This window comes from Escherichia sp. HH41S (assembly GCF_009820115.1).
Taxonomy (GTDB): domain Bacteria; phylum Pseudomonadota; class Gammaproteobacteria; order Enterobacterales; family Enterobacteriaceae; genus Escherichia; species Escherichia coli_F.
Map to the genome: position 1 here is coordinate 82,970 of NZ_VNXE01000015.1, position 23,767 is coordinate 106,736.

The window sequence follows — 23,767 nt, forward strand, 5'->3', positions numbered from 1 at the left end:
AATTAATTCGCGAAGAAAAGCAGAAAAAAAACGCCGCGGAGCGCGGCGTTTGGGTTTGTTTGCTATTTCTTGCCGGATGCGGCGTGAACGCCTTATCCGGCCTACAAAAGCACGCAAATTCAATATATGGCAGAGATCATGTAGGCCTGATAAGCGTAGCGCATCAGGCAATTTAGCGTTTGAAACTGTTTCTATGTTTCTTGCCGGATGTGGCGTAAATGCCTCACCCGGCCTGGTAGAACTTAAAACTACTCGCCTACTTTCGCCCAGGTATCACGCAGCCCAACGGTGCGGTTAAATACCGGTTTTTCCGCCGTAGAATGGCGGCTGTCGAGGCAGAAATAACCTTCACGCTCAAACTGGAATGCTTTGCCCGCTACCGCGTCTTTCAGCGACGGTTCAGCAAAGCCCTGTTTGATCACCAGCGATTCCGGGTTAATCACCGACAGGAAATCATCCGCAGCACCTGGGTTCGGCACGCTGAACAGACGATCGTACAGGCGGATTTCAACCGGCAGCGCATGTGCCGCGCTCACCCAGTGAATAACGCCTTTCACTTTACGACCATCTGCCGGATCTTTGCTTAAGGTGTCGGCGTCATAAGTACAGAAGATGGTGGTGATGTTGCCTTCGGCATCTTTCTCCACGCGTTCAGCCTTAATGACGTAAGCATTACGCAGACGCACTTCTTTACCCAGCACCAGACGTTTGTACTGCTTGTTAGCTTCTTCGCGGAAATCGGCGCGGTCGATCCAAATCTCACCGCTAAACGGCACCTGACGGCTGCCCATTTCCGGTTTGTTCGGATGGTTCGGCATGGTGACCATTTCGCCTTCGCCCTGATAGTTTTCGATAACCAGTTTCACCGGATCGATAACTGCCATTGCGCGCGGGGCGTTTTCGTTGAGATCTTCACGAATGCAGGATTCCAGCGACGCCATCTCAATGGTGTTGTCCTGCTTGGTCACGCCAATGCGTTTGCAGAACTCACGAATAGAAGCCGCAGTGTAACCACGACGACGCAGACCGGAAATGGTCGGCATACGAGGATCATCCCAGCCTTCAACGTGCTTGTCGGTCACCAGCAGGTTCAGCTTACGCTTGGACATCACGGTGTATTCCAGATTCAGGCGCGAGAATTCGTACTGGCGCGGGTGAACAGGAATGGTGATGTTATCCAGCACCCAGTCATACAGGCGACGGTTGTCCTGGAATTCCAGCGTACACAGAGAGTGCGTAATACCTTCCAGCGCATCGCTGATGCAGTGGGTGAAGTCGTACATCGGGTAGATGCACCACTTGTTACCGGTCTGGTGGTGTTCAGCAAACTTAATGCGGTACAGCACCGGATCGCGCATCACGATAAACGGCGAAGCCATGTCGATTTTCGCGCGCAGGCAGGCTTTACCTTCTTCAAAACCACCGGTACGCATTTTTTCGAACAGCGCCAGGTTCTCTTCAACGCTGCGGTCGCGGTACGGGCTGTTTTTACCCGGCTGAGTCAGGGTGCCACGATATTCGCGGATCTGTTCCGGTGTCAGTTCATCAACATACGCCAGGCCTTTATTGATCAGTTCGATCGCATAGGCGTGGAGCTGATCAAAATAATCGGAGGAGTAACGGACGTTACCAGACCAGTGAAAACCTAACCACTCTACGTCGTTTTTGATCGAATCGACATACTCGATATCTTCTTTTACCGGGTTAGTGTCGTCGAAACGCAGGTTGCACTGGCCTTTATAGTCCTGGGCGATCCCGAAGTTCAGGCAGATAGATTTCGCATGGCCAATATGCAGATAGCCATTCGGCTCCGGCGGGAAACGGGTGTGTACTGTGGTGTGCTTACCACTGGCCAGATCTTCATCGATGATCTGACGGATAAAGTTAGTCGGGCGGGCTTCTGCCTCACTCATCGTGGATTCCTCAAAGCGTAAACAACGTATAACGGCGTATGATCTTATAAGCGGGACAGGCTGACAACTGTTAGTTAGTGAAAATCGAAAATCTCACTGAGATTATGGGGATGATTGATGAAAAAAAAAGCGGCAGAGAAGATCTCCACCGCTTTTGCCAGTCCTGCGTCATTGTTGGATGCGACGCTTAAGCGTCTTATCCAACCTGGACTGAGCTTTTGTAGGCCTGATAAGACGCGTCATGCGTCGCATCAGGCATGAAGCAGATTACTTTTTGATTTCATACAGCGGCGTTTGACCCGCCACAACATGACCCTGAGCTTTAATGATAAGGCCGCTGAAATCGTCGATATTGCTGCAAACCACCGGGCTAATCATCGAACGGGCGTTAGCGTTCAGGTAATCCAGATCCATTTCCAGAATCGGTTGCCCTGCGCTTACTTGCGCCCCCTCTTCCACCAAACGTTTAAAGCCTTTGCCTTCCAGCGCTACGGTGTCGATACCCATATGGACGACAATCTCAGCGCCTTTTTCGGTTTCCAGGCAGAACGCGTGATTGGTGTTGAAGATTTTTACGATTGTCCCTGCGGCTGGCGATACGACGATTTTATCCGTCGGTTTCACCGCCACACCGTCACCCACCGCTTTGCTGGCAAATGCTTCGTCAGGAACCTGATCCAGCGCCACAACATCACCGGTAATCGGCGATACCAGCTCCGCGACAGACACCGCGTTTGGTACGGCCTGCGGTTTTGCTACAGGCACGGTAGTTGCAGGCGCAGTTTCAGCAGAGGCGGCTGCTACCGGACCACGGGCAACGACTTTCTTCATTGCATCGCCAATGGATTCCGCTTTCGCGCCAACAATCACCTGAATAGTCTGTTTGTTCAGTTTCACTACCCCAGAAGCACCCAGACGTTTACACATCGTATCGTTAACGCGGGCAGAGTCAGCCACGGTCAGACGCAGACGGGTGATACAGGCGTCAATCGCTTTCAGGTTGTCAGTACCGCCAACCGCAGCAATATAGTTGGTCGCCAGTTGAGTCAGGCCTTCCTCGGTATTGCTGTTGGCTTCTTCAGTAACGATCTCGTCTTCTTTATCTTCGCGACCCGGCGTTTTCAGATTGAACATGCGGATAACCACACTGAACACCACGAAGTAGATAGCGAAGAACACAACCCCCATCACCAGCAGCATCCAGACGTTCTGGCTGGCGGCCGGCAGGTTATACATCAACGCGTAGTCGATAGCCCCCGCAGAGAAGGAGAAGCCAGCATGGATACCCAGCAGCGTTGCCACAAACAGGCTGATACCCGTCAGCAGTGCGTGCAGGAGGTACAGCAGCGGTGCAAGGAACATGAACAGGAATTCCAGCGGCTCAGTCACACCGGTCAGGAACGCAGTAACAGCAACAGAAAGCAGCATACCGCCAACCATCGGACGACGCTCTTTCGGTGCTGCGAAGTACATCGCCAGCGCCGCGCCCGGCAGACCGAACATCATAATCGGGAAGAAGCCGGACATGAACATCCCCGCGGTGCCGTCACCGGCATAGAAGCGGTTAATGTCGCCGTGGAAAACCGTACCCGCCGCGTTGGTGAATTCACCAATCTGGAACCAGGCGATGGTGTTCAGCACCTGATGCAGACCGGTTGGGATCAGCAGACGGTTGATGAAACCAAAGATACCGGAACCCAGCGCGCCCGCAGAAACGATCCATTCGCCGCCTGCATGGATAGCGTGCTGTACCGGTGGCCAGACGTAACCAAAAATGGCCGCCAGCACCAGGCAGAAGAAGCCGGTGGCGATCGGCACAAAACGTTTGCCGCCGAAGAAGCTCAGGAAGTCCGGCAGTTTAATATCGGACCAACGGTTATAGGCAGCACCACCGACCAGACCGGTAATGATACCCGCCAGTACACCCATGTTAATTTCTGGGTTGATGGTCACCATCGCTTTGGTTAACACAAAGTAACCGACCGCACCCGCCAGCGCCGCCGCACCTGCGCTGTCTTTCGACCAGCTGGATGCCACACCGATGGCGAAGATTAATGCGAGGTTATCAAAAATCGCACCGCCCGCCTGGGCAATAAACGCAACGTTAAGTAAATCTGGCTGACCGAATCGCAGCAACAGTGCCGCCACCGGCAGCACCGCGATAGGGAGCTGTAACGCCCTACCGAGTCGCTGGAAAAAACCTAAAATATTCATCTTATTCCCCCTACGAGAACCCTATTTGGCTCGTTTAAAGCCGTATTTTTATTTTGCTGCAAATTGTACTGCCGATGTTCTGTAATCAGATTGTTAGATCATCTGCTACAGAGTGTGTGAAAATTTAATTCGTATCGCAAATTAAACGCGTGTCTTTTGTGAGTTTTGTCACCAAATATCGTTATCATCACTCCCTTTTACTGGCTAAACCAGAAAACTTATTTTATCATTCAAAAAATCAGGTCGGATTGACGCCTGTCTGCGCAAATCCAGGTTACGCTTAAAGATGCCTAATCCGCCAACGGCTTACTTTTTACTTACTGAGGTGAATAATGAGACTGATCCCCCTGACTACCGCTGAACAGGTCGGCAAATGGGCTGCTCGCCATATCGTCAATCGTATCAATGCGTTCAAACCGACAGCCGATCGTCCGTTTGTTCTGGGTCTGCCGACTGGCGGCACGCCGATGACCACCTACAAAGCGTTAGTTGAAATGCATAAAGCAGGCCAGGTCAGCTTTAAGCACGTTGTCACCTTCAACATGGACGAATATGTCGGTCTGCCGAAAGAGCATCCGGAAAGCTACTACAGCTTTATGCACCGTAATTTCTTCGATCACGTTGATATTCCAGCAGAAAACATCAACCTTCTCAACGGCAACGCCCCGGATATCGACGCCGAGTGCCGCCAGTATGAAGAAAAAATCCGTTCTTACGGAAAAATTCATCTGTTTATGGGCGGTGTAGGTAACGACGGTCATATTGCATTTAACGAACCAGCGTCTTCTCTGGCTTCTCGTACTCGTATCAAAACCCTGACTCATGACACTCGCGTCGCGAACTCTCGTTTCTTTGATAACGATGTCAATCAGGTGCCAAAATATGCCCTGACTGTCGGTGTTGGTACATTGTTGGATGCCGAAGAAGTAATGATTCTGGTGCTGGGCAGCCAGAAAGCACTGGCGCTGCAAGCCGCCGTTGAAGGTTGCGTGAACCACATGTGGACCATCAGCTGTCTGCAACTGCATCCGAAAGCCATCATGGTGTGCGATGAACCTTCCACCATGGAGCTGAAAGTTAAGACTTTAAGATATTTCAATGAGTTAGAAGCAGAAAACATCAAAGGTCTGTAATTATTATCCCTGCCCTGACGCATTGCTCAGGGTAATATTTTTTTAAATCGGGGGTCAGAATGTATGCATTAACCCAGGGCCGGATCTTTACCGGTCACGAATTTCTTGATGACCACGCGGTTGTAATCGCTGCTGGCCTGATTAAAAGCGTCTGTCCGGTAGCGGAACTGCCGCCAGAGATCGAACAACGTTCACTGAACGGGGCCATTCTCTCCCCCGGTTTTATCGATGTGCAGTTAAACGGCTGCGGCGGCGTGCAGTTTAACGATACTGCTGAAGCGGTCAGCGTAGAAACGCTGGAAATCATGCAGAAAGCCAATGAGAAATCAGGCTGTACTAACTATTTGCCGACGCTTATCACCACCAGCGACGAGCTGATGAAACAGGGCGTGCGCGTTATGCGCGAGTACCTGGCAAAACATCCGAATCAGGCGTTAGGTCTGCATCTGGAAGGTCCGTGGCTGAATCTGGTAAAAAAAGGCACCCATAATCCGAATTTTGTGCGTAAGCCTGATGCCGCGCTGGTCGATTTCCTGTGTGAGAACGCCGACGTCATTACCAAAGTGACGCTGGCACCGGAAATGGTTCCTGCGGAAGTGATCAGTAAACTGGCAAATGCCGGGATTGTGGTTTCTGCCGGTCACTCCAACGCGACGTTGAAAGAAGCAAAAGCCGGTTTCCGCGCGGGGATTACCTTTGCCACTCATCTGTATAACGCGATGCCGTATATTACCGGTCGTGAACCGGGCCTGGCGGGCGCGATTCTCGACGAAGCTGACATTTATTGCGGTATTATCGCTGATGGCCTGCATGTTGATTACGCCAACATTCGCAACGCTAAACGTCTGAAAGGCGACAAACTGTGCCTGGTTACCGACGCCACCGCACCAGCAGGTGCCAACATTGAACAGTTCATTTTTGCGGGTAAAACAATATACTACCGTAACGGACTTTGTGTGGATGAGAACGGTACGTTAAGCGGTTCATCCTTAACCATGATTGAAGGCGTGCGTAATCTGGTCGAACATTGTGGTATCGCACTGGATGAAGTGCTGCGTATGGCGACGCTCTATCCGGCGCGTGCGATTGGCGTTGAGAAACGTCTCGGTGCACTCGCCGCAGGTAAAGTAGCCAACCTGACTGCATTCACACCTGATTTTAAAATCACCAAGACCATCGTTAACGGTAACGAGGTCGTAACTCAATAAGAGAAAGTATGACACCAGGCGGACAAGCTCAGATAGGTAATGTTGATCTCGTAAAACAGCTTAACAGCGCGGCGGTTTATCGCCTGATTGACCAGTATGGGCCAATCTCGCGGATTCAGATTGCCGAGCAAAGCCAGCTTGCCCCCGCCAGCGTAACAAAAATTACGCGTCAGCTTATCGAACGCGGGCTGATTAAAGAAGTTGATCAGCAGGCCTCCACCGGGGGCCGCCGCGCTATCTCTATCGTCACCGAAACCCGCAATTTCCACGCAATCGGCGTACGGCTTGGTCGTCACGACGCCACCATCACCCTGTTTGATCTCAGCAGCAAAGTGCTGGCAGAAGAACATTACCCGCTGCCAGAACGTACCCAGCAGACGCTGGAACATGCCCTGCTGAATGCTATTGCTCAGTTTATTGATAGCTACCAGCGCAAACTGCGCGAGCTGATCGCCATTTCCGTGATCCTGCCAGGGCTTGTTGACCCGGACAGCGGCAAAATTCATTACATGCCGCATATTCAGGTGGAAAACTGGGGACTGGTAGAAGCACTGGAAGAGCGTTTTAAAGTGACCTGTTTCGTCGGTCACGATATCCGTAGTCTGGCACTGGCAGAGCACTACTTCGGTGCAAGTCAGGATTGCGAAGATTCCATTCTGGTGCGTGTCCATCGCGGGACCGGGGCCGGGATTATCTCTAATGGGCGCATTTTTATTGGCCGCAACGGCAACGTCGGTGAAATTGGCCATATTCAGGTCGAACCGCTGGGTGAACGCTGCCACTGCGGCAACTTTGGCTGCCTGGAAACTATCGCCGCCAACGCTGCCATTGAACAACGGGTGTTGAATCTGTTAAAGCAGGGCTACCAGAGCCGTGTGCCACTGGACGACTGCACCATCAAAACTATCTGCAAAGCCGCGAACAAAGGCGACGGTCTGGCGTCGGAAGTGATTGAATATGTTGGTCGTCATCTGGGTAAAACCATCGCCATTGCTATCAACTTATTTAATCCGCAAAAAATTGTTATCGCTGGTGAGATCACCGAAGCCGATAAAGTGCTGCTCCCTGCTATTGAAAGCTGCATTAATACCCAGGCATTGAAGGCATTTCGTACTAATCTGCCCGTGGTGCGTTCTGAGCTGGATCACCGCTCGGCAATCGGCGCTTTTGCGCTGGTAAAACGCGCCATGCTCAACGGTATTTTGCTCCAGCATTTGCTGGAAAATTAATGTGCTTTTATAGTGGCGCTTATTGTTGTCAATATTCTGGGTAGTCCATGACCATTAAAAATGTAATTTGCGATATCGACGGCGTGCTGATGCACGATAACGTCGCCGTACCGGGTGCAGCGGAATTTTTGCACGGGATTATGGATAAAGGCCTGCCGCTGGTGTTGCTGACCAACTATCCTTCGCAGACCGGGCAAGATCTGGCGAACCGTTTTGCCACTGCCGGTGTCGATGTGCCGGACAGCGTGTTTTATACCTCCGCAATGGCGACCGCCGATTTCCTGCGTCGCCAGGAAGGTAAGAAAGCGTATGTGGTGGGCGAAGGGGCACTGATCCATGAGCTATACAAAGCCGGTTTCACTATTACCGATGTGAACCCTGATTTCGTGATTGTTGGCGAAACGCGCTCCTATAACTGGGACATGATGCATAAAGCGGCGTATTTCGTCGCTAACGGTGCACGCTTTATCGCCACCAACCCGGACACCCACGGGCGCGGTTTTTATCCGGCCTGTGGCGCGTTGTGTGCAGGCATCGAAAAAATCTCCGGGCGTAAACCGTTCTATGTTGGTAAACCGAGTCCGTGGATCATCCGCGCAGCATTAAACAAAATGCAGGCACATTCGGAAGAAACGGTGATTGTCGGCGATAACTTGCGCACCGACATTCTGGCGGGCTTCCAGGCCGGTCTGGAGACGATTCTGGTGCTTTCTGGTGTTTCATCGCTCGACGATATCGACAGTATGCCGTTCCGCCCAAGCTGGATTTACCCGTCGGTCGCTGAAATCGACGTTATCTGAATAGCAACCACGCCTCAGGGCGTGGTTTCTTATTTTTACCGCTTACCAAAACTCGTCCATTCAATAAAACCTGCAAAAAATTATCGATCCATCAATAAACATGCCTCTACACCCTACCTTTTTTCATCAATCAGCAATCACTATTACGTTTTTTATTTTCCCCCTGCCAAATCGCTTGCGCACAGTGCTGCTTTGCGGCATTTTTTTAAACAAGCAAACACAACAAGCAACAAATACCAGGTTAACGGAGAAGGTTATGTGTTCAATTTTTGGCGTATTCGATATCAAAACAGACGCAGTTGAGCTGCGTAAGAAAGCACTCGAGCTGTCACGCCTGATGCGTCATCGTGGCCCGGACTGGTCCGGTATTTATGCCAGCGATAACGCCATTCTCGCCCACGAACGTCTGTCCATTGTTGACGTTAACGCGGGGGCGCAACCTCTCTACAACCAACAAAAAACTCATGTGCTGGCAGTAAACGGTGAAATCTACAACCACCAGGCATTGCGCGCTGAATATGGCGATCGTTACCAGTTCCAGACCGGGTCTGACTGTGAAGTGATCCTCGCGCTGTATCAGGAAAAAGGGCCGGAATTTCTCGACGATTTGCAGGGCATGTTCGCTTTTGCCCTGTACGACAGCGAAAAAGATGCGTATCTGATTGGTCGCGACCATCTGGGGATCATCCCACTGTATATGGGCTATGACGAACATGGTCAGCTGTATGTGGCCTCAGAAATGAAAGCCCTGGTGCCGGTATGCCGCACGATTAAAGAGTTCCCGGCGGGGAGCTATTTGTGGAGTCAGGACGGCGAAATCCGTTCTTATTATCACCGCGACTGGTTCGACTACGATGCGGTGAAAGATAACGTGACCGACAAAAACGAGCTGCGTCAGGCACTGGAAGATTCCGTTAAAAGCCATCTGATGTCTGATGTGCCTTACGGTGTGCTGCTTTCTGGTGGTCTGGATTCCTCAATTATTTCCGCGATCACCAAGAAATACGCCGCCCGTCGCGTGGAAGATCAGGAACGCTCTGAAGCCTGGTGGCCGCAGCTGCACTCCTTTGCTGTAGGTCTGCCGGGTTCACCGGATCTGAAGGCAGCCCAGGAAGTGGCAAACCATCTGGGCACTGTGCATCATGAAATTCACTTCACTGTACAGGAAGGTCTGGACGCCATCCGCGACGTGATTTACCACATTGAAACCTATGATGTGACCACTATTCGCGCTTCAACACCGATGTATTTAATGTCGCGTAAGATCAAAGCGATGGGCATTAAAATGGTACTGTCCGGTGAAGGTTCTGATGAAGTGTTTGGCGGTTATCTCTACTTCCACAAAGCGCCGAACGCTAAAGAACTGCATGAAGAGACGGTGCGTAAACTGCTGGCCCTGCATATGTATGACTGCGCGCGTGCCAACAAAGCGATGTCAGCCTGGGGCGTGGAAGCACGCGTTCCGTTCCTCGACAAAAAATTCCTCGACGTGGCGATGCGTATTAACCCGCAGGATAAAATGTGCGGTAACGGCAAGATGGAAAAACACATCCTGCGTGAATGTTTTGAGTCGTACCTGCCTGCAAGTGTGGCCTGGCGTCAGAAAGAGCAGTTTTCCGATGGCGTCGGTTACAGCTGGATAGACACTCTGAAAGAAGTGGCGGCGCAACAGGTTTCTGATCAACAACTGGAAACTGCCCGTTTCCGCTTCCCGTACAACACGCCGACCTCAAAAGAAGCGTATCTGTACCGGGAGATCTTTGAAGAACTGTTCCCGCTACCGAGCGCCGCTGAGTGCGTACCGGGCGGCCCGTCCGTCGCGTGTTCTTCCGCTAAAGCGATTGAATGGGATGAGGCGTTCAAGAAAATGGACGATCCGTCTGGTCGTGCGGTTGGCGTTCACCAGTCGGCCTATAAGTAAGAAAGGCGGTACTGCCCCGGAGAAACCCGGGGCTGTTTCAGTTATTGAGCTGCTTGTTGATTCTCATATGCAGTAAGGAAATGTTCCGGGTTTGCCACATCACTGTTTGACAACTCATCACTGTAGGCCACCGACCAGGTCGCCTGCTCATCCGGAATATGCAGGCTGCCATTCCCCTCTTTCAGGCGTAATAACTCAAAAGATTTGCCCTTAATTACGGCGGTATAGGATTTTTCACCTTCCTGTAATGCTTTCACTTTACAGCGAAAAATCTGGCCATCGATGTCATTATCAACATGCGATACCTGAATGAGGGCTTCATTAGAGGCTTTCGGCCCTATCCGCATCATCCACACCACAGCGCCTTCCTGCCCACGATAGCCAAAAACATATTTACCGATTTCCGGTTTGACCGTATCGGCAAACGCAGATTGCATGAGTAATAACGCCCCCATCAGCGCCGTCATAAAACGCAGCATAGTATTCCCTCAATAAATCGCCTGAAGTGGTAGCAGAGATGCAGGCGTAGCGATCCCTGCCCTGTCCTGTTGCAACGGGCCAGTATTTCATAGATTAATTTCCTACCACTATTGTTGAATTCCGAATTTCATCCTGTATGACAAAAGAATGGCTGTAGGGTGGGGAAAAAACACAAAGTAAACAATAATTGACGAATATAGCGCCACGCTGTTCGCAACCTAACCAAACAGTCACTTTCGTGCAATTTTCCTTGAAAAAGAGGTTGACGCTGCAAGGCTCTATACGCATAATGCGCCCCGCAACGCCGATAAGGTATCGCGAAAAAAAAGATGGCTACGTAGCTCAGTTGGTTAGAGCACATCACTCATAATGATGGGGTCACAGGTTCGAATCCCGTCGTAGCCACCATCTTTTTTGCGGGAGTGGCGAAATTGGTAGACGCACCAGATTTAGGTTCTGGCGCCGCAAGGTGTGCGAGTTCAAGTCTCGCCTCCCGCACCATTCACCAGAAAGCGTTGTACGGATGGGGTATCGCCAAGCGGTAAGGCACCGGTTTTTGATACCGGCATTCCCTGGTTCGAATCCAGGTACCCCAGCCATCTTCTTCGAGTAAGCGGTTCACCGCCCGGTTATTGGGGTATCGCCAAGCGGTAAGGCACCGGTTTTTGATACCGGCATTCCCTGGTTCGAATCCAGGTACCCCAGCCATCGAAGAAACAATCTGGCTACGTAGCTCAGTTGGTTAGAGCACATCACTCATAATGATGGGGTCACAGGTTCGAATCCCGTCGTAGCCACCAAATTCTGAATGTGTCGAATGCATTCGGCAAATTCAAAAACAAATTTGTTGGGGTATCGCCAAGCGGTAAGGCACCGGATTCTGATTCCGGCATTCCGAGGTTCGAATCCTCGTACCCCAGCCAATTTATTCAAGACACTTATATTGTAAGTGCACCCAGTTGGGGTATCGCCAAGCGGTAAGGCACCGGATTCTGATTCCGGCATTCCGAGGTTCGAATCCTCGTACCCCAGCCACATTAAAAAAGCTCGCTTCGGCGAGCTTTTTGCTTTTCTGCGTATATTCAATGTCGAATACGATGTTGACACGTCTTATTCTTCAAAGTCGGATGCGACGCTGATGCGTCTTATCCGACCTACAGTTGGCATGCATCCGGCAATGTTGTAAGGCTATAACCCTAACGCATATTTCAGCGCCTGCCGTTTCAATACGCCAGCACGCTCCGCCGCCATTAACCCGAGATTACGCATAAAACGCAGTGGTGGCAGATTATTGCTGAATCCGGCATAAAACAGATCCATACCGCTTTGCATAATGAAGTTATCCGCCATGCGCCGCATCTGGTAACGCTTGAGGACAGGATAACTGGCCCACGCTTCGCCATAGCTGCGGGCGTTCACCAGAACGTCAATCAGCGCATCAACATCGCGATAACCAAGATTCACCCCCTGCCCCGCCAGCGGATGAATGGTGTGCGCCGCATCGCCCACCAGCGCAAGCCCTGGCTGCACATACTGCAACGCATGGCGGCGCGTCAGCGGAAACGCACCAGCAGCAAGCGGCGTTACATAACCCAGACGTGACGGGAAATGCTTCGCGATTTCCGCCTGGAGCTGCGCCATATTCATATTCTGCAACTGGCGAATACGCGCTGGTGAGTCGTACCACACCAGCGATGCCCAGTTATCAAACAGCGGCAGAAACGCGCGCGGCCCGTCCGGAGTAAACTGCTGCCAGGTGCTGTCGCCGGGATCATTCTCGCACTGTACGCTAATCAACATACACGACTGCGCATACTGCCAGGCATGAACGCCAATTCCCGCCATTTGCCGCACCTGCGAATTTGCACCGTCAGCGCCAATCACCAGCTTCGCCTGGATCACTTCGCCCCCCTTCAGTTCCAGTTCCTGAAGATCATTATGGCGATGCAGAGCAATCAGTGAGCCTGGCACACGTAACGTTACTTTCGGATGCGCTTCCAGCGCCTGCCACAGCGCCTGTTGCAGGACAGTGTTTTCCACCATATAGCCAAGCAACGGCAGCTTCAATTCGGCTGCATCAAACACCACATGCGCCGTTTCCCACTCCCACGTTTCCAGTCTGCGATAAGGATGGCAACGCATGGCCTGTACCGCGTCCCAGACGCCTAAACCTTTAAGCAATGATACCGAAGCCGCACTAATCGCCGAGATCCGCACATCCGGCTGGCTGTCAGCGACAAACGGCGCAGGTTCTGCGTGCTCGATTACCGTTACCGAAAATCCGTGCTGTGCCAGTCCCAGCGCCAGTGCGCCGCCGACCATTCCTCCGCCGACAATGGTAATTTCCGTTGGTTGATTTGTCATGGTCAATCATCCTGTTAGCAATATGCTTTAAGTTTACAGGATTTTTACCCCCAAGGGCTGATAACGCTCATACTGGTCACAACGGCAGCAAAGCATTACACTATGCGCCCTGCATTCCTGGCTACTATTTCGCAAGAGCAAGTCGATGACCAAAAAACTCCATATTAAAACCTGGGGCTGTCAGATGAACGAGTACGATTCATCGAAGATGGCCGATCTGCTGGATGCCACCCACGGCTATCAACTGACCGACGTGGCGGAAGAAGCGGATGTGCTGCTGCTGAACACCTGCTCAATCCGCGAGAAGGCTCAGGAAAAAGTCTTCCATCAGTTGGGTCGCTGGAAACTGTTAAAAGAGAAGAATCCAGACCTGATTATCGGCGTCGGCGGCTGCGTTGCATCGCAAGAAGGCGAGCACATTCGCCAGCGCGCCCACTATGTTGATATTATTTTTGGGCCGCAAACGCTGCACCGTCTGCCGGAGATGATCAACTCCGTACGCGGCGACCGCAGCCCGGTTGTAGATATCAGCTTCCCGGAAATCGAGAAGTTTGACCGTCTGCCGGAACCGCGTGCCGAAGGACCAACCGCGTTTGTCTCCATCATGGAAGGCTGCAATAAATATTGCACCTACTGTGTGGTGCCTTACACCCGTGGTGAAGAGGTAAGCCGTCCTTCCGACGATATTCTGTTTGAGATTGCCCAGCTTGCGGCTCAGGGCGTGCGTGAAGTCAACCTGCTCGGTCAGAACGTGAACGCCTGGCGTGGTGAGAACTACGACGGCACCACCGGATCGTTTGCCGATCTGCTGCGTCTGGTTGCGGCGATCGACGGGATCGATCGTATTCGCTTTACCACCAGCCATCCGATCGAATTCACCGACGATATCATCGAAGTGTACCGCGACACGCCGGAGCTGGTGAGCTTCCTGCATCTGCCGGTTCAGAGCGGTTCCGATCGCATTCTAAACCTGATGGGACGTACCCACACGGCGCTGGAGTACAAAGCGATCATCCGTAAATTGCGTGCGGCGCGTCCTGATATTCAGATCAGTTCTGACTTCATTGTCGGCTTCCCGGGCGAAACCACCGAAGACTTCGAAAAAACGATGAAGCTGATTGCCGACGTCAATTTCGACATGAGCTACAGCTTTATCTTCTCTGCACGTCCAGGAACGCCTGCCGCCGATATGGTTGATGATGTTCCGGAAGAAGAGAAGAAGCAGCGTCTGTATATTCTGCAAGAGCGCATTAATCAGCAAGCGATGGCATGGAGCCGCCGTATGCTCGGCACCACCCAGCGTATTCTGGTAGAAGGTACATCGCGTAAGAGCATCATGGAGCTTTCCGGTCGTACTGAAAATAACCGCGTGGTTAACTTCGAAGGCACGCCGGATATGATCGGTAAATTCGTCGATGTAGAAATTACCGACGTCTACCCGAACTCTCTGCGCGGTAAAGTGGTGCGAACTGAAGATGAAATGGGTCTGCGCGTGGCAGAAACACCGGAATCGGTGATTGCCCGTACCCGCAAAGAAAACGACCTTGGCGTGGGTTATTATCAGCCGTAATTCTCAGGCCCGCCGTTCCGGTGGGCCTTGTTTTTTCTCTCTTTATCCCCATCTTTATCGCAATGCTTGCGCCTTTTTCCTGTGGCGTGAATAATTTCCTTATAGGCCGGTGAATGTTCAGCTTCCGGCGGCATACAGATAAGAGGAACGGTTTGAACATAGACACTCGCGAAATCACTCTGGAGCCAGCAGACAACGCACGTCTGTTGAGCCTGTGCGGCCCGTTTGATGACAACATCAAACAACTCGAACGCCGTCTCGGCATCGAAATCAATCGCCGCGATAACCACTTTAAACTGACCGGCCGTCCGATTTGCGTCACCGCTGCGGCAGACATTCTGCGTAGCCTGTATGTCGATACAGCCCCGATGCGCGGTCAGATTCAGGATATTGAACCGGAACAGATCCACCTTGCGATTAAAGAAGCGCGGGTACTGGAGCAAAGCGCGGAGAGCGTGCCGGAGTACGGCAAAGCGGTCAATATCAAAACCAAACGCGGCGTAATCAAGCCGCGCACGCCAAACCAGGCGCAGTACATCGCCAATATTCTCGACCATGACATTACCTTCGGCGTTGGCCCGGCGGGTACGGGTAAAACCTACCTGGCAGTGGCTGCGGCAGTTGATGCCCTGGAGCGTCAGGAAATTCGCCGTATTCTGCTGACTCGTCCGGCGGTAGAAGCCGGTGAGAAACTGGGCTTCCTGCCTGGCGATTTAAGCCAGAAAGTGGACCCGTATCTGCGCCCGCTGTATGACGCGCTGTTTGAAATGTTGGGCTTTGAGAAAGTCGAGAAGCTGATTGAGCGCAACGTTATTGAAGTCGCGCCACTGGCCTATATGCGTGGCCGTACGCTGAACGACGCGTTTATCATTCTTGATGAGAGCCAGAACACCACCATCGAACAGATGAAGATGTTCCTGACTCGTATCGGTTTTAACTCAAAAGCGGTTATTACCGGCGATGTCACGCAGATCGACTTACCGCGTAATACTAAATCAGGTTTACGTCACGCTATCGAAGTGTTAGCCGATGTCGAAGAGATCAGCTTTAACTTCTTCCACAGCGAAGACGTGGTTCGTCACCCGGTGGTAGCGCGTATCGTTAACGCTTATGAAGCCTGGGAAGAAGCCGAGCAAAAACGAAAAGCGGCGCTGGCAGCAGAACGCAAGCGCGAAGAACAGGAACAAAAATGAGTCAGGTGATCCTCGATTTACAACTGGCATGTGAAGATAATTCCGGGTTACCGGAAGAGAGCCAGTTTCAGACATGGCTGAATGCGGTGATCCCGCAGTTTCAGGAAGAATCGGAAGTGACTATTCGCGTGGTCGATACCGCCGAAAGCCACAGTCTCAATCTGACCTATCGCGGTAAGGATAAGCCGACCAACGTGCTCTCCTTCCCGTTTGAAGTACCGCCTGGCATGGAGATGTCGCTGCTGGGTGATCTGGTTATCTGCCGTCAGGTCGTTGAGAAGGAAGCACAAGAGCAAGGCAAACCACTGGAAGCGCACTGGGCGCATATGGTGGTGCACGGCAGTCTGCATTTGTTAGGTTACGATCACATCGAAGACGACGAAGCAGAAGAAATGGAAGCCCTCGAAACAGAGATTATGCTTGCTCTGGGCTATGAGGATCCGTACATTGCCGAGAAAGAATAATTTGCCAGGCATTTGACTGGCAGACGTCCCCGCCGTTGGTGATTAACGACGGCGTTTTGATTAACTAACATGAGAACCCATACGACGCCATGAGCGACGACAATTCACACAGTAGTGACACGATAAGCAACAAGAAGGGATTTTTCTCCCTGTTACTCAGCCAACTTTTCCACGGTGAACCGAAAAACCGTGACGAACTGCTGGCGCTGATCCGTGATTCCGGGCAGAACGACCTTATCGACGAAGATACGCGCGATATGCTCGAAGGGGTGATGGACATCGCAGACCAACGCGTTCGCGACATCATGATCCCCCGCTCCCAGATGATTACCCTGAAACGCAACCAGACGCTGGACGAATGCCTTGATGTCATCATCGAGTCCGCCCACTCACGTTTCCCGGTGATTAGCGAAGACAAAGATCACATTGAAGGGATTCTGATGGCGAAAGACTTGCTGCCGTTTATGCGCAGCGATGCTGAAGCCTTCAGCATGGACAAAGTGTTACGTCAGGCGGTTGTCGTTCCTGAAAGTAAGCGCGTAGACCGGATGCTGAAAGAGTTTCGCTCTCAGCGTTACCACATGGCGATCGTCATTGACGAATTCGGTGGGGTTTCCGGTCTGGTGACCATTGAAGATATCCTGGAACTGATTGTTGGTGAGATTGAAGACGAGTATGACGAAGAAGATGATATCGACTTCCGTCAGCTGAGTCGTCATACCTGGACCGTGCGCGCACTGGCTTCCATCGAAGATTTCAACGAAGCCTTCGGCACCCACTTTAGCGATGAAGAAGTCGACACCATCGGCGGTCTAGTGATGCAGGCATTTGGGCATCTCCCGGCGCGTGGCGAAACCATCGACATCGACGGTTACCAGTTCAAAGTGGCGATGGCCGACAGTCGGCGTATTATTCAGGTTCATGTCAAAATCCCGGATGACTCACCCCAGCCAAAGCTGGATGAATAAAACCGAAACTGGATAGATAACTACATGGCTTTTGCCTCATTAATTGAACGCCAGCGCATTCGCCTGCTGCTGGCGTTATTATTCGGTGCCTGCGGAACGCTGGCCTTCTCTCCTTACGATGTCTGGCCTGCGGCGATTATTTCGCTGATGGGACTTCAGGCGCTCACCTTTAACCGCCGTCCACTCCAGTCTGCCGCTATTGGCTTTTGCTGGGGATTTGGCCTGTTTGGCAGCGGTATTAACTGGGTCTATGTCAGCATCGCGACCTTTGGCGGAATGCCTGGCCCAGTTAACATCTTCCTGGTGGTGCTGCTGGCGGCGTATTTGTCGCTGTATACCGGACTGTTTGCTGGCGTGCTGTCGCGTCTGTGGCCGAAAACCACCTGGCTACGCGTGGCGATTGCCGCCCCTGCTCTCTGGCAAGTGACCGAGTTTCTGCGCGGTTGGGTGCTGACTGGCTTCCCGTGGTTGCAGTTCGGCTATAGCCAGATTGACGGTCCGTTAAAAGGACTGGCACCGATAATGGGCGTGGAAGCCATTAACTTCCTGCTGATGATGGTAAGCGGCCTGCTGGCACTGGCGTTGGTCAAACGCAACTGGCGTCCGCTGGTGGTGGCCGTCGTGCTGTTCGCCCTTCCCTTCCCGCTGCGTTACATCCAGTGGTTCACCCCGCAACCGGAGAAAACCATTCAGGTTTCGATGGTTCAGGGCGACATTCCGCAATCGCTGAAGTGGGATGAAGGCCAGCTTCTCAATACGCTGAAGATTTACTACAACGCAACGGCACCGCTGATGGGCAAGTCATCGCTGATTATCTGGCCGGAGTCGGCGATAACCGACCTGGAAATTAATCAGCAGCCGTTCCTCAAAGCACTGGACGGTGAGTTGCGTGATAAAGGTAGCTCGCTGGTCACCGGGATTGTCGACGCGCGTCTCAATAAGCAGAACCGCTACGATACCTACAACACCATCATCACGCTGGGTAAAGGTGCACCGTACAGCTATGAATCGACCGATCGCTATAACAAAAACCATCTGGTGCCGTTTGGCGAGTTTGTCCCGCTGGAGTCGATTCTGCGTCCGTTAGCACCGTTCTTTGATCTGCCGATGTCGTCATTCAGCCGTGGACCATATATCCAACCACCGCTGTCGGTAAATGGTATTGAGCTTACTGCGGCTATTTGCTACGAGATCATTCTCGGCGAGCAAGTGCGCGATAACTTCCGCCCGGATACCGACTATCTGCTGACTATCTCCAACGATGCGTGGTTTGGTAAGTCTATTGGCCCATGGCAGCACTTTCAGATGGCGCGAATGCGTGCGCTGGAGCTGGCGCGCCCGCTGCTGCGTAGCACCAATAATGGCATCACGGCGGTGATTGGTCCGCAGGGTGAGATTCAGGCGATGATCCCGCAATTCACCCGCGAGGTGTTGACCACTAATGTGACGCCGACTACCGGACTCACACCGTACGCACGTACCGGCAACTGGCCGCTGTGGGTACTGACGGCACTGTTTGGTTTTGCCGCTGTGTTGATGAGTCTGCATCAACGACGTAAATAATCCCTTCTTATCGTGCCGGAATACATCCCGTATTTCGGCACGCTCGCCGGATGTGGTATCAGTGCGTTATCCGGATGACAAAATTCCCCTATCCAACTTTGGCACATCTATTGCTTTGTTATACAAGGCAAAGCTTGAACCCGCGTCAGAACAACCCGGTTGCACCACAGCAATCCACCGGTAGCACCAAAAGAGTGCATTTTAAGAATTTTGCTTCGGAATGGTGCGGCGCATCTCGCAAAAACAAACAATAAAACATCAATATCTTTACATTTAGCCAAACTAAATGTTACCTAACAAACACAACACTGCACAATAAAGTTGCAGATGATAACAACACAAACACTCACAACGGGTATCCATGCGTTCTTAACGCAGAAGATAAAGGAGTTGGATATGCAATTACGTAAACCTGCCACAGCAATCCTGGCCCTGGCGCTTTCCGCAGGCCTGGCACAGGCAGATGACGCCGCCCCGGCAGCGGGCAGTACGCTGGACAAAATCGCCAAAAACGGTGTGATTGTCGTCGGTCACCGTGAATCTTCAGTACCTTTCTCTTATTACGACAATCAGCAAAAAGTGGTGGGTTACTCGCAGGATTACTCCAACGCCATTGTTGAAGCAGTGAAAAAGAAACTCAATAAACCGGACTTGCAGGTGAAACTGATTCCGATCACCTCACAAAACCGTATTCCGCTGCTGCAAAACGGCACTTTCGATTTTGAATGTGGTTCAACCACCAACAACGTCGAACGCCAAAAACAGGCGGCTTTCTCTGACACTATTTTCGTGGTCGGTACGCGCCTGCTGACCAAAAAAGGCGGCGATATCAAAGATTTTGCCGACCTGAAAGGCAAAGCCGTAGTCGTTACTTCCGGCACTACCTCTGAAGTTTTGCTCAACAAACTGAATGAAGAGCAAAAAATGAATATGCGCATCATCAGCGCCAAAGATCACGGTGACTCTTTCCGCACCCTGGAAAGCGGTCGTGCCGTTGCCTTTATGATGGATGACGCTCTGTTAGCCGGTGAGCGAGCGAAAGCGAAGAAACCAGACAACTGGGAAATCGTCGGCAAGCCGCAGTCTCAGGAAGCCTACGGTTGCATGTTGCGTAAAGACGATCCGCAGTTCAAAAAGCTGATGGATGACACTATCGCTCAGGTGCAGACCTCCGGTGAAGCGGAAAAATGGTTTGATAAGTGGTTCAAAAATCCAATTCCGCCGAAAAACCTGAACATGAATTTCGAACTGTCAGACGAAATGAAAGCACTGTTCAAAGAACCGAATGACAAGGCACTGAACTAATTACAAGAACCAGGGGCGGAAATTCCAGCCCTCTCGATTGTTACGTAGCACGGACAGACTATACGCCTGATGGTCGTTCCCCATCGGGCCTGAAAACCGCAATACGCTGGGTAACAATCTTCGAGGGTAGCAGTTAACGCTGCTACCCTCTTTTTTCTGGAGTAGATTTATGTCTATAGACTGGAACTGGGGTATTTTTTTACAACAAGCCCCGTTCGGCAACACCACCTATCTTGGTTGGATCTGGAGTGGTTTTCAGGTGACGATCGCTTTGTCGATCTGCGCCTGGATTATCGCTTTCCTCGTCGGTTCATTTTTCGGCATTTTACGTACCGTTCCAAACCGTTTTCTCTCCGGTCTGGGTACGTTGTATGTCGAACTGTTCCGCAACGTGCCGTTGATTGTGCAATTCTTTACCTGGTATCTGGTTATCCCTGAACTGTTGCCGGAAAAAATCGGCATGTGGTTTAAGGCAGAACTAGACCCCAATATTCAGTTTTTCCTCTCCTCCATGCTCTGTCTGGGACTGTTTACTGCAGCTCGTGTTTGCGAACAAGTACGCGCCGCGATTCAGTCGCTGCCGCGTGGGCAAAAAAATGCCGCGCTGGCAATGGGTCTGACGCTACCGCAGGCTTACCGCTACGTACTGTTGCCTAACGCTTATCGCGTTATCGTCCCGCCAATGACCTCTGAGATGATGAACCTGGTAAAAAACTCCGCCATCGCCTCGACCATCGGTCTGGTGGATATGGCGGCGCAGGCCGGTAAATTGCTCGATTACTCGGCCCACGCCTGGGAGTCATTTACCGCCATTACGCTGGCGTATGTGTTGATTAACGCTTTTATCATGCTGGTGATGACGCTGGTTGAACGTAAAGTTCGCCTGCCCGGCAACATGGGGGGCAAATAATGTACGAGTTTGACTGGAGTTCCATTGTTCCTTCCCTGCCATATCTGCTCGACGGGCTGGTGATCACCCTGAAAATCACCATCACGGCGGTGGTCATTGGTATTTTGTGGGGTACGTTGCTGGCAGTAATGCGCTTGTCCAGCTTTGCGCCGATTGCCTGGTTTGCCAAAGCCTACGTTAACGTGTTCCGTTCGATCCCGTTAGTCATGGTTTTGCTATGGTTTTACCTGATTGTGCCGGGTTTTCTGCAAAACGTGCTGGGATTATCGCCAAAAAATGATATCCGTTTAATTTCGGCGATGGTGGCGTTTTCGATGTTTGAAGCGGCCTACTATTCAGAGATTATCCGTGCCGGTATTCAAAGTATTTCCCGTGGGCAGTCGAGCGCCGCGCTGGCGTTGGGGATGACTCACTGGCAGTCGATGAAACTGATTATTCTGCCGCAGGCGTTCCGCGCGATGGTGCCGCTGCTGCTCACTCAGGGCATCGTACTGTTCCAGGATACCTCGCTGGTGTATGTGTTATCTCTGGCCGATTTCTTCCGTACCGCCTCAACCATTGGTGAGCGTGATGGTACACAGGTCGAAATGATTCTGTTTGCCGGGTTTGTTTATTTCGTTATTAGCCTTAGCGCATCGTTGTTGGTCAGCTACTTGAAAAGAAGGACAGCATAATGATTACCCTGAAAAATGTTTCAAAATGGTATGGTCACTTTCAGGTGCTGACCGACTGCTCAACCGAAGTGAAAAAAGGTGAAGTAGTGGTGGTTTGTGGTCCGTCAGGCTCTGGCAAATCAACACTGATTAAAACCGTCAACGGCCTCGAACCGGTGCAGCAAGGTGAAATCACCGTCGATGGTATCGTGGTTAATGATAAGAAAACCGATCTGGCAAAGCTGCGTTCCCGCGTCGGGATGGTGTTCCAGCATTTCGAGCTGTTCCCTCATTTGTCGATTATTGAAAACCTGACCCTGGCGCAGGTGAAAGTGCTTAAACGCGATAAAGCGCCCGCTCGTGAAAAAGCCCTGAAATTACTGGAGCGCGTCGGGCTTTCCGCACATGCCAATAAGTTTCCGGCGCAGCTTTCTGGCGGTCAGCAGCAGCGTGTGGCGATCGCTCGCGCATTGTGCATGGATCCTATCGCGATGCTGTTCGACGAACCGACATCGGCGCTGGATCCGGAGATGATCAACGAAGTACTGGACGTGATGGTGGAACTGGCGAACGAAGGAATGACCATGATGGTGGTGACCCACGAAATGGGCTTTGCCCGTAAAGTGGCGAATCGGGTGATCTTTATGGACGAGGGTAAAATTGTCGAAGACTCGCCGAAAGATGCTTTCTTCGATGATCCGAAATCGGACCGCGCAAAAGACTTCCTCGCGAAAATCCTGCATTAATCACTCTGGCGCGCATACCCAAGTGCGCGCCATCTCACGCTTTATCGTTTCGCTCCTCGTATCTGTTACATCCTGGCGGTACCCTTGTCGCAAAGAAGCACACAACAAGGAGCAACAATGGCACTGCCAATTCTGTTAGATTGCGACCCAGGTCATGACGACGCTATCGCAATAGTTCTTGCCCTCGCCTCACCAGAGCTTGATGTCAAAGCAATTACGTCTTCCGCCGGAAACCAGACACCAGAAAAAACCTTACGCAATGTTCTGCGTATGCTGACCTTGCTTAATCGCACCGATATTCCGGTAGCAGGCGGCGCGGTAAAACCATTAATGCGTGATTTGATTATCGCGGACAATGTGCACGGCGAAAGCGGTCTCGACGGCCCGGCATTACCGGAACCAACGTTCGCACCGCAAAACTGCACGGCGGTGGAGCTGATGGCGAAAACGCTGCGTGAAAGTGATGAACCCGTCACGATTGTTTCTACCGGACCGCAAACTAACGTTGCCTTGCTGCTCAATAGCCATCCGGAATTGCATAGCAAAATCGCCCGAATCGTGATTATGGGCGGCGCAATGGGGCTTGGTAACTGGACGCCAGCGGCAGAATTTAATATTTACGTTGACCCAGAAGCGGCAGAAATTGTCTTCCAGTCAGGGATCTCGGTGGTGATGGCCGGTCTGGATGTTACCCACAAAGCACAAATCCACGTTGAGGACACCGAGCGTTTCCGCACCATTGGTAACCCGGTTTCTACCATTGTTGCCGAACTGCTGGATTTCTTCCTCGAATATCATAAAGACGAAAAATGGGGCTTTGTCGGCGCACCGCTGCATGACCCATGCACCATCGCCTGGCTGTTAAAACCGGAGTTGTTTACCACTGTTGAGCGCTGGGTTGGTGTAGAAACACAGGGGAAATATACTCAGGGTATGACGGTTGTTGATTATTATTATCTGACGGGCAATAAACCGAATGCCACTGTAATGGTCGATGTTGATCGTCAGGGCTTTGTTGATTTACTGGCTGATCGTCTGAAATTTTACGCTTAACACACGTCATTGATTAAGATCACCACGCGTTACCTAGGTGGTCTTAATCTGTTTATCTCTTTTTCCTTTAAGATATAAAT

The 23,767-nt window shown here is 51.7% G+C and carries 19 protein-coding genes and 7 tRNA genes; 22 read left to right on the forward strand and 4 right to left on the reverse strand.

Annotation, left to right across the window (positions count from 1 at the left end; translation table 11 throughout):
• Positions 1–248: 248 nt before the first annotated feature.
• Together glnS and nagE are read right to left on the reverse strand one after the other, a co-directional pair.
• Positions 249–1,913 carry a glutamine--tRNA ligase gene (gene glnS, locus FQZ95_RS03595; RefSeq protein WP_001287134.1) on the reverse strand — a complete coding sequence of 555 codons (1,665 nt, stop codon included), beginning with the start codon at positions 1,911–1,913 and terminating at the stop codon, positions 249–251.
• A gap of 267 nt (positions 1,914–2,180) precedes the next feature.
• Entirely contained in the window at positions 2,181–4,127 is a 1,947-nt protein-coding gene (gene nagE / locus FQZ95_RS03600; protein WP_105277487.1) for a PTS N-acetyl glucosamine transporter subunit IIABC, read from the reverse strand.
• A 332-nt stretch (positions 4,128–4,459) separates the two neighbouring features.
• On the opposite strand from nagE, the gene nagB reads away from it, so the two are divergent.
• From nagB to asnB, 5 genes are all read left to right on the forward strand, one after another.
• On the forward strand, positions 4,460–5,260 hold the full coding sequence (nagB, locus tag FQZ95_RS03605) for a glucosamine-6-phosphate deaminase (RefSeq protein ID WP_001237072.1): 801 nt from the start codon (positions 4,460–4,462) through the stop codon (positions 5,258–5,260).
• Positions 5,261–5,319: 59 nt separating this feature from the next.
• Entirely contained in the window at positions 5,320–6,468 is a 1,149-nt protein-coding gene (gene nagA / locus FQZ95_RS03610; RefSeq protein WP_160529886.1) for an N-acetylglucosamine-6-phosphate deacetylase, read from the forward strand.
• Positions 6,469–6,476: 8 nt separating this feature from the next.
• Positions 6,477–7,697 (forward strand): DNA-binding transcriptional regulator NagC, encoded by a 1,221-nt coding sequence (gene nagC, locus FQZ95_RS03615; protein ID WP_000187590.1) that lies wholly within the window; start codon positions 6,477–6,479, stop codon positions 7,695–7,697.
• Positions 7,698–7,744: 47 nt separating this feature from the next.
• The gene (nagD, locus tag FQZ95_RS03620) at positions 7,745–8,497 is read left to right on the forward strand and encodes a ribonucleotide monophosphatase NagD (RefSeq protein WP_000153129.1); all 753 of its coding nucleotides are present in this window, start codon (positions 7,745–7,747) and stop codon (positions 8,495–8,497) included.
• 256 nt (positions 8,498–8,753) lie between these two features.
• Positions 8,754–10,418 carry an asparagine synthase B gene (asnB, locus tag FQZ95_RS03625; protein WP_000337081.1) on the forward strand — a complete coding sequence of 555 codons (1,665 nt, stop codon included), beginning with the start codon at positions 8,754–8,756 and terminating at the stop codon, positions 10,416–10,418.
• A 41-nt stretch (positions 10,419–10,459) separates the two neighbouring features.
• Here the strand turns inward: asnB and FQZ95_RS03630 are convergent, their stop codons facing one another.
• Positions 10,460–10,897: a hypothetical protein gene (locus FQZ95_RS03630; RefSeq protein ID WP_140423084.1), complete on the reverse strand. Its 438-nt coding sequence runs from the start codon at positions 10,895–10,897 to the stop codon at positions 10,460–10,462.
• A gap of 332 nt (positions 10,898–11,229) precedes the next feature.
• Here FQZ95_RS03630 and FQZ95_RS03635 point away from each other — a divergent pair.
• The 7 genes from FQZ95_RS03635 (at position 11,230) to FQZ95_RS03665 (ending at position 11,933) form a co-directional block, all read left to right on the forward strand.
• Positions 11,230–11,306: transfer RNA gene (locus FQZ95_RS03635), tRNA-Met, on the forward strand.
• Between the two features lie 8 nt (positions 11,307–11,314).
• Positions 11,315–11,399: transfer RNA gene (locus FQZ95_RS03640), tRNA-Leu, on the forward strand.
• A gap of 23 nt (positions 11,400–11,422) precedes the next feature.
• Positions 11,423–11,497, forward strand: a tRNA-Gln gene (locus tag FQZ95_RS03645).
• Between the two features lie 34 nt (positions 11,498–11,531).
• Positions 11,532–11,606: transfer RNA gene (locus FQZ95_RS03650), tRNA-Gln, on the forward strand.
• A gap of 15 nt (positions 11,607–11,621) precedes the next feature.
• Positions 11,622–11,698: transfer RNA gene (locus FQZ95_RS03655), tRNA-Met, on the forward strand.
• Between the two features lie 48 nt (positions 11,699–11,746).
• A tRNA-Gln gene (locus tag FQZ95_RS03660) sits at positions 11,747–11,821 on the forward strand.
• Between the two features lie 37 nt (positions 11,822–11,858).
• A tRNA-Gln gene (locus FQZ95_RS03665) sits at positions 11,859–11,933 on the forward strand.
• 153 nt (positions 11,934–12,086) lie between these two features.
• On the opposite strand, the gene ubiF is transcribed toward FQZ95_RS03665, so the two are convergent.
• Positions 12,087–13,262: a 3-demethoxyubiquinol 3-hydroxylase gene (gene ubiF / locus FQZ95_RS03670; protein ID WP_088542197.1), complete on the reverse strand. Its 1,176-nt coding sequence runs from the start codon at positions 13,260–13,262 to the stop codon at positions 12,087–12,089.
• Between the two features lie 145 nt (positions 13,263–13,407).
• On the opposite strand from ubiF, the gene miaB reads away from it, so the two are divergent.
• From miaB to rihA, 10 genes are all read left to right on the forward strand, one after another.
• Positions 13,408–14,832, forward strand: coding sequence for a tRNA (N6-isopentenyl adenosine(37)-C2)-methylthiotransferase MiaB (gene miaB / locus FQZ95_RS03675; protein WP_000162740.1), 1,425 nt, complete (start codon positions 13,408–13,410; stop codon positions 14,830–14,832).
• Positions 14,833–14,984: 152 nt separating this feature from the next.
• The gene (locus FQZ95_RS03680; protein ID WP_001018040.1) at positions 14,985–16,025 is read left to right on the forward strand and encodes a PhoH family protein; all 1,041 of its coding nucleotides are present in this window, start codon (positions 14,985–14,987) and stop codon (positions 16,023–16,025) included.
• On the forward strand, positions 16,022–16,489 hold the full coding sequence (ybeY, locus tag FQZ95_RS03685) for an rRNA maturation RNase YbeY (protein WP_000084469.1): 468 nt from the start codon (positions 16,022–16,024) through the stop codon (positions 16,487–16,489). Before FQZ95_RS03680 ends, ybeY begins: the two co-directional genes overlap by 4 nt.
• A gap of 89 nt (positions 16,490–16,578) precedes the next feature.
• On the forward strand, positions 16,579–17,457 hold the full coding sequence (gene corC / locus FQZ95_RS03690) for a CNNM family magnesium/cobalt transport protein CorC (RefSeq protein ID WP_001278605.1): 879 nt from the start codon (positions 16,579–16,581) through the stop codon (positions 17,455–17,457).
• A 24-nt stretch (positions 17,458–17,481) separates the two neighbouring features.
• Positions 17,482–19,020 (forward strand): apolipoprotein N-acyltransferase, encoded by a 1,539-nt coding sequence (gene lnt / locus FQZ95_RS03695; protein WP_105288317.1) that lies wholly within the window; start codon positions 17,482–17,484, stop codon positions 19,018–19,020.
• Between the two features lie 396 nt (positions 19,021–19,416).
• Positions 19,417–20,325: a glutamate/aspartate ABC transporter substrate-binding protein GltI gene (gltI, locus tag FQZ95_RS03700; RefSeq protein ID WP_001177085.1), complete on the forward strand. Its 909-nt coding sequence runs from the start codon at positions 19,417–19,419 to the stop codon at positions 20,323–20,325.
• Positions 20,326–20,494: 169 nt separating this feature from the next.
• The gene (gene gltJ / locus FQZ95_RS03705; RefSeq protein ID WP_000020941.1) at positions 20,495–21,235 is read left to right on the forward strand and encodes a glutamate/aspartate ABC transporter permease GltJ; all 741 of its coding nucleotides are present in this window, start codon (positions 20,495–20,497) and stop codon (positions 21,233–21,235) included.
• Complete coding sequence (gltK, locus tag FQZ95_RS03710) at positions 21,235–21,909, forward strand: glutamate/aspartate ABC transporter permease GltK (protein ID WP_000272805.1); 675 nt, start codon at positions 21,235–21,237, stop codon at positions 21,907–21,909. Before gltJ ends, gltK begins: the two co-directional genes overlap by 1 nt.
• Entirely contained in the window at positions 21,909–22,634 is a 726-nt protein-coding gene (gene gltL, locus FQZ95_RS03715; protein ID WP_000631384.1) for a glutamate/aspartate ABC transporter ATP-binding protein GltL, read from the forward strand. Before gltK ends, gltL begins: the two co-directional genes overlap by 1 nt.
• A gap of 117 nt (positions 22,635–22,751) precedes the next feature.
• Positions 22,752–23,687: a pyrimidine-specific ribonucleoside hydrolase RihA gene (gene rihA / locus FQZ95_RS03720; protein ID WP_088542199.1), complete on the forward strand. Its 936-nt coding sequence runs from the start codon at positions 22,752–22,754 to the stop codon at positions 23,685–23,687.
• Positions 23,688–23,767 lie beyond the last annotated feature (80 nt).